The organism is Enterococcus timonensis (assembly GCF_900104595.1).
In the GTDB taxonomy this organism is placed as follows: Bacteria; Bacillota; Bacilli; order Lactobacillales; family Enterococcaceae; genus Enterococcus_J; species Enterococcus_J timonensis.
In genome coordinates this window covers 436913-453120 of record NZ_FNVY01000003.1, presented here as the reverse complement: position 1 = coordinate 453120, position 16208 = coordinate 436913, and the positions used below count along the sequence as shown (strand labels likewise).

Below are 16208 nucleotides of genomic sequence, written 5' to 3'. Positions count from 1 at the left end.
CTGACTAAAGGAGTAAAATTAAATCCAATTTTGCCGGCTAATCTATTCATAGATTTAAGCCAAACGCTTTTTATATAAAATCAGCGCCGCCCAACGAAAAGCTGTCCCCATAATAACTAGCGCCAAAAGCCCCCACCAAAAATCAGCCGTGAGCTCCTGATTTACTAACAAATTTCGCAATCCATCAATGATCCAAGTAAATGGTTGGTGGTTGGCGACAAATTTCAGTCCACTTTTCATTGTCGAAGTCGGGGCAAAAGCCGAGCTAATAAAAACGAAAGCCATCAATACATAACTGAAAATACTGGCCGTTTCAACATTTTTTGCCAGTAAGCCAAAAAATACACCAATCCAAGTCACTGCCAAATTAAGAAATAACAATAAAAGGAACGCTAACACAATTCCACTGAAACTTGTTTGGAGCCGAAAACCAAATAAAAATGCCGCCAAAACTACAAAGATCACCGAAATAAAATTATACAAAACACTCGTGTAGACGTGCCCGCCTAAAATAGAACTTTTGGCAATTGGCATCGAGTGAAATCGCTCAAAAATGCCTTTTGTCACGTCTTGATTTAAGCGATAAGCCGTATAAGATGATCCCGTAATCACCGTCAAAACCAAGATTCCCGGCACGACATAATCAACATAACTAATCGATCCCACTGACATCGCCGATCCATAAATGTAAACTGAAGCCAACATAATCATCACCGGCATCAAAACGACAGTAATTAATGTATCAATACTTTTTAAAGTGTGTTTCAACACCCGTTGTGTCATGGTGTATGTATCTTTTATAGCTTCCATTTACTTTCCCTCCTGAATAATTTTTAAGAAGACATCTTCTAATTTATTTTCCATTTTGCCAAATTTTCTAAAAGTCACGCCCGCTTTTTCCAAATCCACCACTACTTGGGCAAAATCCTCAGCGCTCCCGGTCGTAATTACTTGCAGGCGCAATATCTCTGGAAAAAACTGCAGCGTGCGCCCTTGCAAAATCGCTATGGCCTGCTGATAGTCGGCCATATTATAAAAACTCAGATCGACACCTTGATCGACTTCCGCCATTAAATCTTGCGGCGTCCCTTCTTTAATCAACGCTCCGTTTTTTAAAATACCTACTCGATCGGCTAACTGCTCAGCTTCTTCAATATATTGCGTAGTCAACAAAATCGTTACTTGCGCTTTTTTTAAATCGCGAATAAAATCCCAAACTTGCAGACGACTTTCCGGATCCAAGCCGGTCGTTGGTTCGTCTAAAAAAATAATTTTGGGGCTGCCCACTAGACTCATGGCTAAATCCAACCGCCGCTTCATTCCACCAGAATAAGTAGCAACTAATTGATTTCCAGCTGCCGTTAAGCCAAATTTTTCTAGCAAGGTCACTGCAATTTTTTGCGGTTCTTTCAAATGGCGCAATTTGCCAATTAACACCAAATTTTCTAATCCCGTCAACATTTCATCCACCGCTGCAAATTGGCCAGTTAAAGAAATGACTTCCTGCACCTTTTGCGGATTTTTTTCCACATCAAACCCGCCAACTTCAGCAAAACCACTATTTTGATGAGCGAGTGTTGCCAAAATTTTGATCGTTGTGGTTTTTCCAGCTCCGTTGCTGCCTAATAATGCATAGATTTCGCCTTTTTGTAAGCTAAAAGAAAGATCTTTCAAAACTTCCTTTGCACCAAAACTTTTCTTTAAGTGGGCCACTTCAATCATCGCGCTCATCGTTTTTCCTCCTTAAAGTTAGCAATCTTTTTATTGAGTTTTTGCTTGCGATCTTCCATCCAACTATCAGCAATTTCCCGCACAATATTTTCCGCAAATTCCCCCACGTCTGGTCCCGTAATTTCAATAACATCTTGCTGATCAGCGGCACCTTGAGCAAACATTTCGTAAAGATCGTTTAATACTTTTAAAGTTTTTCGCCCCGAGGCATCAGAAAAATTCCACAAATATTTTTGAATTTCGTTAAAAACAAACCGATAATCCTCCGGTAGAGCTGCCACTTTTTGTTTAAATAATTTATACTCTTTCTTTTCCTGGCGCCAATTTTCACCAAAAATCAGTTCTGTAAATTTCATTTATTTTTCCTCCAATTGATTTTTCACATTAGCCATTTTTTCGGTTAAAAACGTCCAACGCTCCCAAAAATGTTGCAATTCTATTTGTCCTTGCTGATTCAAACGATAAAATTTGCGCATCGGTCCTTTTTCAGATGGTTTTTTTTCAATTTCCACTAGCTGATTTTTTTCCAAGCGCAATAAAATCGTGTAGACTGTTCCTTCGACAATATCGGCAAAGCCCATTTCATTTAAAGTCTTAGTAATCTCGTAGCCATATGTTTCTTTTTTGGAAATAATTTCTAGAACCAAGCCCTCTAAGACACCTTTTAACATTTCCGTTAATTTATCCATCATTTCACCTACTTCTTATTACTTAGTACTGGTATATAATAATACCGAGTAGCTAAACTTGTCAACTACTTTGTGTCACTGAATAGTAAAATTTTTCTTAACTTTTTTAAATAATTCTGACTCCAATTCAAAAAAGCAGCTCCCACTTGGGAACTGCTTTTTAATTACCAATACTGGATCTTGGTTTATTCAAAAACAAATTGATTATGGTAAAGTTCGGCGTAAAAGCCGTTTAACTCAAGTAACTGGTGGTGATTTCCTTCTTCAATTACTTGGCCGTCTTTTAACACAACAATCCGATCTGCTCGCAAAATTGTTTTTAGGCGGTGAGCAATTACAAAGCTGGTCCGCCCCATAATGGCCGTCTCCATTGCTTTTTGAATTTTAGCTTCAGTAACAGTATCCACATTGGAAGTCGCCTCGTCTAAAATTAATAAATCAGGATTGGTCAACAGCGTCCGAGCAATACTAATTAATTGCTTTTGCCCCGTTGAAAAAATAGAATTTTCATCGGAAATTTCTGTCTGATAGCCTTTTTCTAATTTGATAATAAAATCATGAATATGGGCTTGCATCGCCGCTTCATAAACTTGTTCTTCGGTAGCATCCGGCGCTCCAAAGGCAATGTTTTCAAAAATCGTTCCGGAAAATAGAACGGAATCTTGTAAGACAATCCCCACGTGGCTACGCAAAACATCTAAATCCAGCTGCCGAACGTCTACATCATCAAAAGTCACCCGACCACTTTGGACATCATAAAACCGATTCAATAAATTCATTACGGTAGTTTTTCCAGAACCCGTCGGACCAACTAAAGCGACCATTTGACCTTTTTTAACATCGATTGAAACATCTTTTAAGACTGGCTGATTTTCTTTGTAGCCAAACGTAACATGTTCCAAGGCGACATGGTTTTCAATGCCGGAAAACATTTTTCCTTCTGCTGGCTTGATTTCATCAGGTTCGTCAAACATTTCATTTAAGCGGCGAGCGCCGGTAATGGCTAGTTGGATCATCGAATAGCCGGAAGAAATTTGTCCCAGTGGTTGATAATACAGTTGCGAATATTGAACAAATGAAACAACTAAACCTAACGCCACTCCTTGTCCCAAATCGCCATTTACCGCTAGCCAACCGCCAAAGAAAATCACAATCGCTGTATTGACCACGCTCATTCCTTGCACTAAAGGAAACAGCAAACCAGAATAGACTTGCCCTTTGTAAGTCGCTTGGCGCACGGCGTTATTGTGTTCCACAAATCCTGCCACTGTTTCTTCTTGCAGACCATAACTAATGACAATTTTTTGGCCGGAAATTTTTTCATCCATATAACCGTTTAATTTGCCGACTTCATCTTGTTGCAAATCAACATATTTTTTAGCTTTATTAATGACCAGCACACAACTTATTACGACAATAGGCGTTGTAGCAATCGTCGCCCAAGTTAATGCCACACTTTGTTGGAACATCATAATTAAGATCCCCACCAAAAGCGCCACATTAGTAAAAACTTCTAACAAAGCTTGATTTAAACTATTAAAGAAATATGCCCCCGGATTATTGGCGATTTACCAACCTTTACTGGAGTCTGCTTTCGCTCAAGCAAAAACGCCCGCAGAAATTCAAAACGCCGTGGCCTCCTTGTTAGAAGCCAAAAAATTGTTCAAGACACCCGCAACTTTCATCAAATACTTGTTTACTTTACAAGAAAAATTCGCCCATAAAAAATCTGTAGCACAAGAGATCGCTCGATTAAATCCGGAAATGTAACTAAGATAGCATTTTCCTTGCCCAAATAAAAATTTCTCGCTAGACTTGTAGTAAAGGGTAAACACAAAGGGGCGATGAATATGAAAAAAGTGAAGATGACCGTCCACGGCCGGGTGCAAGGTGTGGGGTTTCGTTATATGACCAAGATGGTGGCGGATAAATTGAAAATTTCTGGCATTGTTAAAAATTTGGATAATGGTGAGGTTTATATTGAAGCTGTTGGTGCGCCGGAGCAAATGGAGCTTTTCATTAAAGCTATCAAAACTTCGCCTAGTCCCAGTGGGCGTGTCAGTGAAATTGAAGTCGTTGAAGATCAAACTTTGCCGGATTATCAGAAATTTAAAGTGACTGGGTAAAAGTAAAATTTTTTTGCTAGGTTAAAATGAAACTTTTCTTTTTATTAGCGTTCAAAAAAATAGGACTTTTCCCATTATTGCGGAAAAAGTCCTATTTTTTGTAATTTTAGCACCAGTTCTCACAAATTTTTCTTAAAATTTTCTGAAATCTCCAAGTTTGATTGAAATCTCTCTCATTCCTTGTTATCATATTCTTTGTTGATTAACATTTAAAGGAGAATTCATGAAAAAATTAAATAAGTGGCTACTAACTTCCGGCCTATTTGGAGCAGTGTTATTTTTAAGCGGTTGTGTGCAACGTGCCAAAGATGGTACGCCGACTGGTGAAGGTTGGGTGTATTTGTATCTCGTGCGCCCGATGAGTTTTGCGATGGATTATTTTGCTGATCTAATGGGTGGCAATTATGGTCTGGCGATTATTCTGATTACGATGATTGTGCGCCTGATTATTTTGCCGCTAGGTCTGCATCAAAGTCGTTCCAGCATTATCCAACAAGAAAAAATGGCTGCTTTGAAACCACAGATGGATCAAGCGCAAGCCAATTTAAAAGCGGCCACGACTACTGAGGAACAACGCAAAGCACAAATGGAAATGTCTTCTTTATACAAAGAAAACGGCGTCTCCATGACTGGCGGTATCGGCTGTTTGCCATTACTCATCCAAATGCCGATTTTCTCAGCGTTATTTTATGCCGCCCAATATACAGAGGGTATCTCAACTTCCGTATTTTTCGGCGTGAATTTAGGGGAACGGAATTTGATTTTCGTTGCTTTAGCTGGTTTATCGTATCTCGGCGTGAGCTTAGTGAGCATGATTGGCGTGCCCGACTCACAAAGAAAAACAATGCGGACCATGATGTTGATGAATCCGTTAATGATTCTCTTCTTCTCGTTCTCGTCGCCTGCGGGTGTGACGCTGTACTGGATTGTCGGCGGGATTTTCTCCATGCTGCAAACTTACATCAGTAATGTCATTATGAAACCAAAGATCAAAGCAAAAATCAGCGAAGAACTGAAACAAAACCCACCAAAAACCGTTATTAAACCAGTAGTGCGCAAAGACGTAACTCCTGAAGATGATGGCAAGAGTGGTAGTAACACCCAGAAAAAAAATCGCAATCGTCAAATCGAAGGCGGACAAAACCAAGGTCGTAACAGCGGCAAGCAACAACATAAATAAATGAAATGAATTAGAAAATGAAAATCCAGCCTGTGTAGGCTGGATTTTTTTGTGTTTTATAAGAGGATTAAATGTACGTTTTCTAAAATTCTTAGTTTTATTTAACTTTGTAATACACTTGCTCTTCTGGAATAGAATCAATGCTACTTTGCGTGGAAAGAGAAACTATTTTATCTTGATTAAGATCGCCAACTGTTAATTCTCCCCTCGTTCCTTCAGGCAAGAAAAATAGGTGATAACCTGAGTCAATGAATGAGCCAGTTAACTCAAGGATTTCTTGATTTTCTTTGATTTCTAGCTGCGGATCGTATTCTTTTCTTTCTGTGCCGGCCCATTCTTCAAGTTGGGGCTGACCATTTTCATCATTAAAATCTGGAACATCTATCGTTAACCCGCTGACTGTGCCTGCCGCGCCAAAACTATTGATATTAGAAAAATTTAGAACATCTTTATCTGCAGTAATTGTTTCGCCCAAACCATTTTGCCAACTACCTATGATACTTTCATAATTTCCTGTGCTAATGGCAGCCAAATCCATTTTTGATGCTTTGTTTGCATCAGATTCCGCAGTTGCTGCTTCTGAAGTTGTTGAATCTGAACTTGTCGAATTCGAAGTTGCGCTGGCCGCACTTTTTGGACTAACCCGTTGAAACACCATTGTTAAACCCATGTTACTCGTTCTAAGGGAAATCCGTTCCTTGTTTTGGTCAATTGCGATTGACTGATTAGGAATTGAGGCGCCATAAACAGCCCCTTTTGGATAAAAACCAATATTCCAAATAATGGCGCCCTCCTCAGTATCTGCTCGTAAATAATCATCCTCTTCACGATATATGACTGCTTTTTCTTCAGGATCCAGCAAAATATTTCCACGTAAAGTCATCCCACTAACAGAGATTTCACTTTTGGTAATCGTGATTTGATCATCGAAAGTATCTTGCCAAGTAATTCCATCTCCTCGATACATATTAACGGCCATCGCCACTTCTTCCCATTCGCCCATCAGACTAGAGTAGTCACCTTGTTCAATCTGAGAGAAATTCATAGTTTCTGCGGCAATTTCTTCGGCTCGTTCATTATAATCATCCAAGCGGTCGACAATTTCTCCGATGATTTCTTCTGCTTCTTTTTTTGTATAGACGACTTCTTGCGTTTCTTTGATTGTTTCCTGAAGTCCTTCTAAAGATTTCACTTTTTCTTCAAGCTCTGACTGTTCTACTGTTTGTAAATCTGCCACTTCATTTTCAGCCAGGATTTTTTGGTGCTGTTCTTTGAAATAAGCTTGTTCTTCTTTAATTGTTTCCTTAAATTTTTGAATGGCTTTCTTTTGTCGTGCATGTTTTTTTTGATAACTTTCAGCATCTGCTATTAGTTTTTTGGTGTAGGCGAGTTTTTTTGTATCATCTTTTTCTTCAGTAAAATCATTTTGTTGCTGCTCAATTTTTTTGATTTCAGTAACCATCATCTCAGTTTCTGCTGCTTGATTTTTATAATAAAAAAATCCTCCAAAACCTAGTACTAACAAAGCTAATACCAACCCTAAAACTAATTTTTTCCTCTTTTTCATCGAACTATCCCCTTCAATTAAATATTGCATTTTGCTTGATTCACTCTTGGCTCCAAGTTACTCAGCTTGAAGTTCATGATTGGATTAAAGCTACAATAGCCATGCTAGCACTTCATTTTTTACCTGTCTAGTTGAAATTTTCAAACTTGTAGTATCAATATGACTACAACTTCAGCGCCTCGCCTTTTGAAATTGATTTGCCGAAATTTAAAATCACACTCTAGTAAACTCTGTTGCGCATCTTCCTTTCATTTAGAATTATTACCTCCTATAATAAAGTGGTTAGTGATTCAAGCAATAAAATCAGTAATTATTTTTAAGGAGGCTACAAAATGTCGTTAAATTCCCAGCAAGTTAAAAACACCATCGATGAGTTACATGAAAATTTTTTCCGCAGTGGTCTTACCAAAGAACAAGTGGCCGATGATTTAAATATTAGCTTAACGAAGCTCGATCATTTATTTTCATTAACGCAAAACTCACTGAATGACCCTTGGATTTTGCGGAATTATTTAATTGAAAAAGTAGAAGAAAATGGTGAAGAATCAGTTGAATTTACCGCCCTTGTCGGCGATTATCATCAATATTGGTTTTTAAATTCCAACTTAATTGATCAACAACAAATCTCTGCAGGCGATAACTAGGTCAACAATTTCGCCTCTAAATTTATTTTCATAAAAAAAGGTGAATAAAAAGATGAATGATTTTGAAACGATTAGTCAATTAGTACTAAAAGAGCGGATGTTCCGCGGTCGGCACGTTCCCGAAATTGCCGATTGTTATTTTTCCGATGCCACCGTTAGAACAAGTTGGCAGAATGGGCCGGTGAATACATTTCTTGGAAAAGAGCCGGTAGAAGTGGATCATAGCTTGCCAATTGTTGGTCGCTTTGGTACGCCGGTTATTCACCAACATGGTAACCGGGCTTACGTTGAGCTAGCTTCCACCACCAGTCGTTGGCAGCTAGTTAATGGCGTGGAGGCCGTTCTTAAATCTTATATGCGCTTAATTTATTTGGTGGAAAAAAGAGAAAATCACTGGAAAATCGTCAATTTAACTTCCATTGATGAAAGTGATCAATTATCGGCCGCCATTCCTGGTGAAGATTTGAAAATTAATCCTAAAGATGTGGCGGGTTTGCGCCGCAGCTATCGCTATTTAGCTTATGTACGACTCAATGCTGACGGAAAAATCAGCCAAGATTTGCTTGGTACTGATCGACCGGCTGATGAAAAGAATTTATATGCTCAAGCTGAAACTTGGATTAACGAAGAGAAATAACTAAAAAAGTCCCGCAGCTAGTTTTCAAACTAATTGTGGGACTTTTTGTAATGTCAGAATTCTTATCATAGTCAAAAGATATTTCAGCAAATACATCGGTAATCTGTTGCCAAATTCGTCTTTCGCTGGCGCGAATCGACCGAACAGTTTCCAATAATTCTCGAAAATAATCTTTGCCAAAAACATTTTTACCTTGCTTCATCCGTTCAACATCAATCTTGAACCCTTTTTGGATATAATCTTTTAAAATGTCCGTTGCCCAAATACGAAACTTGGTCGCTTTTTGCGAGTTGACCCGATAGCCAATCGAAATAATGGCATCGAGATTGTAGTATTTTACTTTTTGAGTTTGCGTTTTTCCTGCTATGGCACCATGTTGAGTGGTATGTGCAATTTCTGCACACACCACTTTTTCATTTAGTTCACCGGTCTCAAAAATATTTTTCAGATGGCGTGTGATAGACGTTCTGTCTACACCAAACAACTCAGAAATTGTCTTTTGCGTCGCCCAAATAGTTTCATCTTGAACCAAAACTTCAACTTTTTCATTATCCTCGTACATTAAAAATTGTATTTCATTCACCGAATATTCCCCCCTTCTAACCTCATTTACCCTCCTTGTGATGAAACGTCTGAACTCTTTTATTCCTTTGATCGATGCTAAAATTCAATTCCTGTTTCAACCAAATTATCCTATGTTTCGAGGATATCAGTATCTCCGAATTTTGTCGACCTTATTTAAAATATACGCATAATCCTTTCCAATTTAAGATTTTTCTGTGAAAAAAAATACCTATCACACCTATCACTAAGTAGAGTACTTGAAACAATTATTCGTCGACTAAATCCTCAGTATCGGCATCGTGTACCTGGTGCAACTTCAATAAAACAAAGCGGGCAATTGGTTGGGCGATTGGGCCTTCAACGGCAAAGGCAATGACGGCGCCACTAAACATGTCTAACCGTTCTTTTAGTTTGTCCATCTCATTCGTTTCTCCTTTTCCAGACAAAAATTCTTTTTAATCTTATCGCATTTTAAGCCAAATAAAAAGCCATAAAGTCGAAATGACCTCATGGCTTTTTATTGATTGTTTCACTAAATATTCGTTTTTATTGTGCCAGTTCAATCTTGATAGTTTGGGCGTCACCTGCTTTAGGTGTTACCGTGATTTCCACCGGATCATTTTGATTGTCCAACTGGAAAGTAAGCTCGAAATCTTCAATCGCTTGAACCGCCACTGAATCAGAAAAATCATCGTCAGTTTCAATTAAAGCTAAGGATTTTCCGTTCTGTTGAACCGTCATTTCTGCCAAGTTAGCAAACATTTGATTAGCGGTTGTCAGGTTTTGCCAACTAATTTCTAATTCTAAATGATTGCTATCTTCCCATTCGGCTTCAATTTCCGTTACTAACAATTCATCGAAGGTCCAGACTTCTGGCAATAAAGAAATTTTATCGTCGGTGTTTTGTCTCAACGTTTGATTAGATTGAGTGATCGGCTCTTGGTCGATACTACTGGATTGTTCTGGCTGGTTACTGTTGGGGTCATTGACAACATCGCTGCTCATTTCATTGTTGGATTCTGGTGTGATTTCTGTTGAATTACAAGCAGTCAATAGGGCTACTGAGGCGGCTAAAATGACTAAGCTCAGTTTCTTCATGGTCGCTCACGTCCTTTTCAATTAGTTTTGTTGATATATAAAGCATAACAAACTAAGTGAAATAGGACTAATAATGAACTCTGTCAGATTAAAAACATAAAGACAGTAAAATTCTAAAAATACATCTCCCTTCGATAATAACCCGATACTTTAATGTATTAAATCGTCCGGTAAATTAATACCTTCCTAAAATGCCTATGCGTCAAGGTTATCTAGCTATCGTCCGGTGGAATCATCCGATAGATTTTTATTTTCTTCATTCATCTAAACTATTTTCATTTTGGAAACGGTCCACTAGTCCTTCTGCCCGCGTAAAACAAGCTCATCACCCAACCCCACCTCTACTCATAATCCCCCACATTTTCCTGGGTGATTTTACTATTAGAGGCGTAAAATTTTCGATCATTAGCTAAATAAATATTCGGAATTCTTTTATTTGTGGCTAAGGCCGTAGCTATTTCTGCCATAGCTTCAGCTTGTTCTTCTTTATTATTATAAACAGTGCCGGCTAGTTGCCCGTCTTTGATTGCCTCGAGACCTTCTTTCGTCCCGTCAATCCCGAAAAATATCGGAATGCTTGCTTGCGTTCGGTTTAATTTGTGATACGCATCGAGTCCGCCTAAAGCCATCTCGTCATTATTTGCCAGAACTAATTCAATATCATTTTGATGTTGATTGATCAGTTGTGTCATGCGATTGGCCGCTTGTGCTCGATTCCAGTTGGCAACTTCATAGCCTAATTTTTCCAGAACAATTCCTTGCTCTTTCAGGGCGTTGACGGCTTCTTCAGTTCGAATAATGGCATCTTGGTGACCCGTTTCGCCTTCCAAAACTACATATTGGATTTTTCCATCTTGATTATGATCAATTTGTGGCTGATTCAAAATAGCTTCAGCGGCGATTTCGCCTTGCATTTGTCCGGATTCTTTCGCATCTCCCCCCACATAATACAAACTATCCCATTGATTTAAATCTTCCATAACAGGTTCGCGATTGAAAAAAATGACGGGGACATCTTTCTCTCTAGCAAGTTCAATAATTTTCGATGGCGCTGTCCGGTCCACAAGATTTACCACCAAAACACTGCAGCCAGCATCGAGAAGTTCTTTCACTTGAATATCTTGTCGGCGCTGGGAGTGGGCGGAATCTCTAGTGGTGACTAGCGTGGTGAGCTCTTCTTTTTCCCCAAACTCTTCCATTTGTCCTTCAAAACTAGTAATCAATTCATTCATAAATATATCTTCTTGATTGTAACTAGCCAGGCCAATATGAATTTTACTTTGCTCTTGTACTTCAGATTTTCCGCAACTTACTAAAAATAGCGCTGGTATTAATAAAAAAGTTATCGGCAAAAAAAGTTTTAATTTCATTTGACATCTCACTTTCAAAAAATGATTACTGACTGATCATAAATAAAAGTTCTTCATTTTCTTTAGTAAATAAATCATCTCGACGGACAATTTTATAAGAAATAATCTCGTTGGATAATCCAGAAAATGGCTTTTTCAAACGTTGTGCCGTTTTTAAAACACTTTGATAACCCGCCTCAAATTCATCGGGGATCACTAAACAAGAAATCAAATCGGTATCCAAATAGTAAATAGCTTCATTGGAATGTCCAACCCCATAGACCACCGCTCCTTTTAAATCGTTGGTGGCGGCAAATTGACCGGCTGAAACTAAACTTCGATCATCTAATCCCACAACAATGTTAACTGCCGGAAGGGTTCGCGGAAATGGTGACGGCGCATCGTTCACCGGCGCACTGGCTTCCCAAGAAATAAGACCGCCTTTATTTTTAATTCCTGCTTCAAAACCTTCTTGCCGGCTGTGAGTTTCTGGATCCTTTTGCTGAGTGGAGACAAGACCTATCGTTTTTCCGGTTAAATCATTTGAATAATCTTTTAAAACTTCGGCAGCTAAAGCCATCCCGATTTGATAATTATCTGTTTCAATCGCATTTATTTTTGATGTTTGTACTGCTTGGGCATTGAGGGAAAGAATCGGAATTTTTTGGGCCAGATTGGCTAACATCGCTTCTGTGTCTGCTTCAACAGTCGGTTGCAAAATGATGGCCTCTGCCCCGTTTGCAATTTCTTGTTCAATTAAATTTTGTTGATCGGCTGCCGTTAGTTTCTCTTTCGTATCCACAATATACAAATCAATCTGAGCATCGTCGGCCGCCATTTTCAGGCCATATTTTAATAAAACCCATTGGCTAGAATCAGAGTCTGGCACAATCACGGCCACTTTTCCGGTATTAGCCGCTGTTGTGCCATTTAACATTACAATCGTTAAAATGACCGCGATTAAGGCGAGGATTCCTTCGATTAAATAGAAAATTTTATTATTTTTCATTTAGATTATCCTCGACATCCTCTTTAGTTGCTCTGCCTACCATCTTCTGCCCGCCATAATGAAAACCTTGTTCTAAGATTTGACGATTTTCTTCTGTATACAAAATAGCCGGCATAAAAATCGTCACCGTTGTTCCAAAATCCAATTGACTTTCAATTTTCAAACCATAATCTTCGCCAAAGAAAAGCTGCAGACGCTTATTAACATTCACTAAACCAACGCCGGAACCTTTGCTATTTTCTTTCGGCTGGCCATTCAAAAGGTTAGCTACTTGTGTTTCAGACATTCCCATCCCATTATCGGAAATAGAAATAATAATTTTATCATCTGCCAGACGTCCTTCAATTTTTATAAACCCGTCATCTTCCACATCACTCACCGCATAGTTCAAACTATTTTCCAAAATCGGCTGCAAGATTAGTTTTACCGTGGCAAATTTTTCAATATCCGGATCCATATCAAAGATGACTTCCACCTTGTCTTGATAACGTTGCTTTTGAATATTCATGTAGCTTCTAGCGTGTTGCAGCTCATCGCCAATGGAAATAATCGTTTGTCCTTTAGATAAACTTATCCGGAATAATTTCGCCAGTTGGGTCACCATAAATGAGGCCTTATCATTTTGCTCGCCTTCAATCATCCAAGTAATCGACTCTAATGTATTATATAAAAAGTGAGGATTAATCTGACTTTGCAAAACATCTAATTCACTTTTTCGTCTTTCATTGTGCTCGGTAATAATTTCTTTCATTAAGGTGTCGATTTGCGTATAAGAATCTTCTATCGATTGTCCTAAATGAATAATTTCTGATGAACCACCAATATAAATTTCCGGTTTTTTGCCAGATTCATAGTCCATTACTGAATCATTTAGCCGTTGAATTGGCCGCGATATTCTTGAAGAAATCAACCGGTTCAAGACTAACAAGACCATCGTAATTAACACTAGATACAGCGCGATAAATAAACGAATTTGAAAACGATCTTGCGCAAAAGTATCCGCCGGCATGACTCCGACTAATTTCCAACCGGTATAACTCACATCATCGACAATAATATTTCTTTTCTGACCGGCAAAAGTTTCGTCGTAACTGCCTTTTGGATATTGGGTCACTTGCAAATTATTTTCCTGGGCCAATCCTTTCAGCAGTTGGATTTGTTTAGGATGATAAATAATATTTCCTTGACTGTCACTTAAATAATAATATTTGGCGCTATTGGAAGTATTCAACTGCTCCATCATATGAGAAATGTAATAGTAATTCATATCCACCAGCAGCACGCCTTGTTGGGTTTGCCCGCCGTTATTTAACTCCACGGCGCGACTTAAAGAAATCACCCAGTCGTATCTTTGGGTCCCATTATCAAAAAGATTTTGCACATGAGGCGTTGAAAAATGAATATTTTCCACTTGATTTAAAGCTGCTTGATACCAGTCTTGTTTCGTAATCTCCGGCGATTCTTTTTGCAAAGCTACCGGTTCAGCCGCCACCAGACTGCCATAATTATTATAAATCGCTACACTTGCTAGATTATCTTTATTACTTTCGTATAAAATATTCATTCCTTGGTGGATATTGTTGACTTGAAAGGAAAAGTCATTTTCTTTTACGACACTGTAATAGACCGTATCAGAAATTTGGCGCATTCGCATTAAATAATCTTCCATCGCTTCTTTTGTTTGGCGGACAGTTTCTTGCGTTGCTTTGACTTCCATTTGCTTAGACGTATCAGAGAATTTTAAATAGAGCAAAAACCCTGTCACTAAAGCAATTAAAATCGATAAAACTGTAAAAACAATCATAATAATTGACTGCATACTTAAGGAAGAAAATTTTTGTTTTGGACTAACTAATTTACGTTTCACTGACTTCATGCCCCATTCGATATTTTAGCGGTGACTGGCCAAAGCGGCGTTTAAAAACATAACTAAAATAATTTGGATCGGCGTATCCGACTTTTTCACTAATCACATAACTTTTTTCATCCGTCTCAAGTAAAAGCCGAGAAGCGATATTCAATCGATAATTGGTTAAATAACTAATAAATGTTTCGCCAGTGACTTTTTTAAAAATCGACGAAAAATAAGAATTAGAGACGCCTAAAATTTCCGTCAAATCATCTAGCGATAAACTAGTATCGGAAAAGTGATGCCGCACATATTCTTGGGCTTTTAAGACCAAAGTTTGGGTGGAACTATTTCGGGCGCTGGCTAATTTTTCATTCAACGTTAAACTAACTTCTACTAACCATTTTCTTAGAGCTTCAGGATTTAAATCCGGCAGCCATAAATACAATTCCTTAATATTTCCTAAGATTTCTTCGACACTCAAACTATTATTCGTAGTAAATTGATACAAATCACCAATTAATTCAGAAACCGCCACCGTATGTTGATGAAACAGTTGCGCTTGAGCATAAAGATGATCCAAAAAATGATTCGCCGAATCTTCAATTTCACGCTTAGAACCGGTATGGATTTTTTTAAAGAGATCAGAAATATCTGTTTCATTAGTTAAATTGTACTGTTCCGCTTCTTGGGGCGCCACTTCATTAATATTAATCACCCGCGAAGCTCCGTAAATTCCCCGGTAAGAAACTGCCATTCGCCCACTCGTATACGATTGTTCTAACTTAATAATCGTATCGCAAATTTGTCCAATCCCAATAGTCACCACCGCTTTTATCAAATGAAGAACATATTTACAAAAACGGTCACATTCATCAGTTAACTCCGATAAATCTTGCGTGTTTTGTAACTGGACTAAGATAATCGTCTCTCCTAAATAACTAAAAAAGTGCGCTTGCCATTTGGTGCTGAAATATTTTTGCGCTTGTTGTTGAACAGACGTTGCCATTAAGACTGGATTTAACTCATCAGGCACTTGAGAAAGCGAAGTATGTAGCACTAAACAACAATAGTAAGGCGCATTCAAAGGAATTTGATAGTTCACCAAATATTTATCAAGATCCTCCTCTTTAATCCGCCCTTCTAACAAGTTCGAATAAAAATTATTTTGCATTAAAGGCAGCGACTCTTGATAAAAAACTTCCAGATTTTCCACATTGCGGCTTTCGCTAATTTCTTGATCTAGTTTGACTTTTAATTGGGTAAAAATTTCCGTCAGCTCTATAGAACTGACCGGCTTTAAAATATATTCTCCCACTTCTAAGCGCAGCGCTTCTTTCACATATTCAAATTCATCAAAACCAGAAAAAATTAAAATTTTGGTGGCGGGAAATTCCGTCCGCACGCGTTGACTAAGCTCTAGACCGTCCATATATGGCATGCGAATATCGGTCATCATAACATCGGGTTGGTATTTTTCCATCATCTCGATTGCTTTTAGCCCATTATCGGCAGTACCTATTACGGTAAATCCTAAAGATTCCCAGTTGATTTTTTTAATCATCACTTGTAAAACTTCTGCCTCATCATCGACGATTAGTAATGTATATTTTTCCATCTTTTCTCCTTATATGTAAACAAAAAAATGATTAGCTGTCACTATATATTATGGACTAAATCCCTTCATTTAGAAAGACGATTCGCCATGTAAATCCATTCTTTATAAAATAAAAAAACGGATCACCGCTGATGAAGAAACTCTTCA

At 38.2% G+C, this 16208-nt stretch carries 15 protein-coding genes and 2 pseudogenes; 4 read left to right on the top strand and 13 right to left on the bottom strand.

Translation table 11 applies throughout. The annotated features are described in order from the left end of the window. Nucleotides 1-54: 54 nt before the first annotated feature. The 5 genes and pseudogenes from BQ5341_RS03960 to BQ5341_RS03940 all read right to left on the bottom strand — a co-directional run. Nucleotides 55-810 (bottom strand): ABC transporter permease, encoded by a 756-nt coding sequence (locus BQ5341_RS03960; RefSeq protein WP_071130734.1) that lies wholly within the window; start codon nucleotides 808-810, stop codon nucleotides 55-57. Then, nucleotides 811-1731 carry an ABC transporter ATP-binding protein gene (locus tag BQ5341_RS03955; RefSeq protein WP_071130733.1) on the bottom strand — a complete coding sequence of 307 codons (921 nt, stop codon included), beginning with the start codon at nucleotides 1729-1731 and terminating at the stop codon, nucleotides 811-813. Beyond that, complete coding sequence (locus tag BQ5341_RS03950; RefSeq protein ID WP_071130732.1) at nucleotides 1728-2087, bottom strand: DUF1048 domain-containing protein; 360 nt, start codon at nucleotides 2085-2087, stop codon at nucleotides 1728-1730. Before BQ5341_RS03950 ends, BQ5341_RS03955 begins: the two co-directional genes overlap by 4 nt. Next, entirely contained in the window at nucleotides 2088-2420 is a 333-nt protein-coding gene (locus BQ5341_RS03945) for a PadR family transcriptional regulator (protein ID WP_071130731.1), read from the bottom strand. 185 nt (nucleotides 2421-2605) lie between these two features. Further along, a pseudogene (locus BQ5341_RS03940) lies at nucleotides 2606-3958 on the bottom strand (ABC transporter ATP-binding protein); the annotation flags it as partial. A gap of 312 nt (nucleotides 3959-4270) precedes the next feature. On the opposite strand from BQ5341_RS03940, the gene BQ5341_RS03930 reads away from it, so the two are divergent. Together BQ5341_RS03930 and yidC are read left to right on the top strand one after the other, a co-directional pair. Then, nucleotides 4271-4546 (top strand): acylphosphatase, encoded by a 276-nt coding sequence (locus BQ5341_RS03930; protein ID WP_071130729.1) that lies wholly within the window; start codon nucleotides 4271-4273, stop codon nucleotides 4544-4546. 223 nt (nucleotides 4547-4769) lie between these two features. After that, nucleotides 4770-5726, top strand: coding sequence for a membrane protein insertase YidC (gene yidC / locus BQ5341_RS03925; protein WP_071130728.1), 957 nt, complete (start codon nucleotides 4770-4772; stop codon nucleotides 5724-5726). A 97-nt stretch (nucleotides 5727-5823) separates the two neighbouring features. Here the strand turns inward: yidC and BQ5341_RS03920 are convergent, their stop codons facing one another. Then, on the bottom strand, nucleotides 5824-7293 hold the full coding sequence (locus BQ5341_RS03920) for a DUF6287 domain-containing protein (protein WP_071130727.1): 1470 nt from the start codon (nucleotides 7291-7293) through the stop codon (nucleotides 5824-5826). A gap of 332 nt (nucleotides 7294-7625) precedes the next feature. On the opposite strand from BQ5341_RS03920, the gene BQ5341_RS03915 reads away from it, so the two are divergent. After that, entirely contained in the window at nucleotides 7626-7937 is a 312-nt protein-coding gene (locus BQ5341_RS03915; protein WP_071130726.1) for a DUF2316 family protein, read from the top strand. Nucleotides 7938-7989: 52 nt separating this feature from the next. Further along, nucleotides 7990-8574, top strand: a complete 585-nt coding sequence (locus tag BQ5341_RS10545) for a hypothetical protein (protein WP_071130725.1) — start codon at nucleotides 7990-7992, stop codon at nucleotides 8572-8574. 40 nt (nucleotides 8575-8614) lie between these two features. Here BQ5341_RS10545 and BQ5341_RS03905 read toward each other — a convergent pair. From BQ5341_RS03905 to BQ5341_RS03880, 7 genes and pseudogenes are all read right to left on the bottom strand, one after another. Then, a pseudogene (locus BQ5341_RS03905) lies at nucleotides 8615-9157 on the bottom strand (virulence RhuM family protein); the annotation flags it as partial. Between the two features lie 247 nt (nucleotides 9158-9404). Next, on the bottom strand, nucleotides 9405-9557 hold the full coding sequence (locus BQ5341_RS10480; RefSeq protein WP_158661735.1) for a hypothetical protein: 153 nt from the start codon (nucleotides 9555-9557) through the stop codon (nucleotides 9405-9407). Between the two features lie 127 nt (nucleotides 9558-9684). Next, nucleotides 9685-10236 carry a hypothetical protein gene (locus BQ5341_RS03900; protein ID WP_071130724.1) on the bottom strand — a complete coding sequence of 184 codons (552 nt, stop codon included), beginning with the start codon at nucleotides 10234-10236 and terminating at the stop codon, nucleotides 9685-9687. 341 nt (nucleotides 10237-10577) lie between these two features. Continuing rightward, nucleotides 10578-11606, bottom strand: a complete 1029-nt coding sequence (locus BQ5341_RS03895; protein ID WP_071130723.1) for a galactose ABC transporter substrate-binding protein — start codon at nucleotides 11604-11606, stop codon at nucleotides 10578-10580. 25 nt (nucleotides 11607-11631) lie between these two features. After that, the gene (locus BQ5341_RS03890; RefSeq protein ID WP_071130722.1) at nucleotides 11632-12594 is read right to left on the bottom strand and encodes a substrate-binding domain-containing protein; all 963 of its coding nucleotides are present in this window, start codon (nucleotides 12592-12594) and stop codon (nucleotides 11632-11634) included. Continuing rightward, nucleotides 12584-14470 carry a cache domain-containing sensor histidine kinase gene (locus tag BQ5341_RS03885; protein WP_205408733.1) on the bottom strand — a complete coding sequence of 629 codons (1887 nt, stop codon included), beginning with the start codon at nucleotides 14468-14470 and terminating at the stop codon, nucleotides 12584-12586. Before BQ5341_RS03885 ends, BQ5341_RS03890 begins: the two co-directional genes overlap by 11 nt. Beyond that, nucleotides 14451-16061 carry a response regulator gene (locus BQ5341_RS03880; RefSeq protein ID WP_071130721.1) on the bottom strand — a complete coding sequence of 537 codons (1611 nt, stop codon included), beginning with the start codon at nucleotides 16059-16061 and terminating at the stop codon, nucleotides 14451-14453. The genes BQ5341_RS03885 and BQ5341_RS03880 overlap by 20 nt, the downstream gene beginning before the upstream one ends. Nucleotides 16062-16208: the final 147 nt, after the last annotated feature.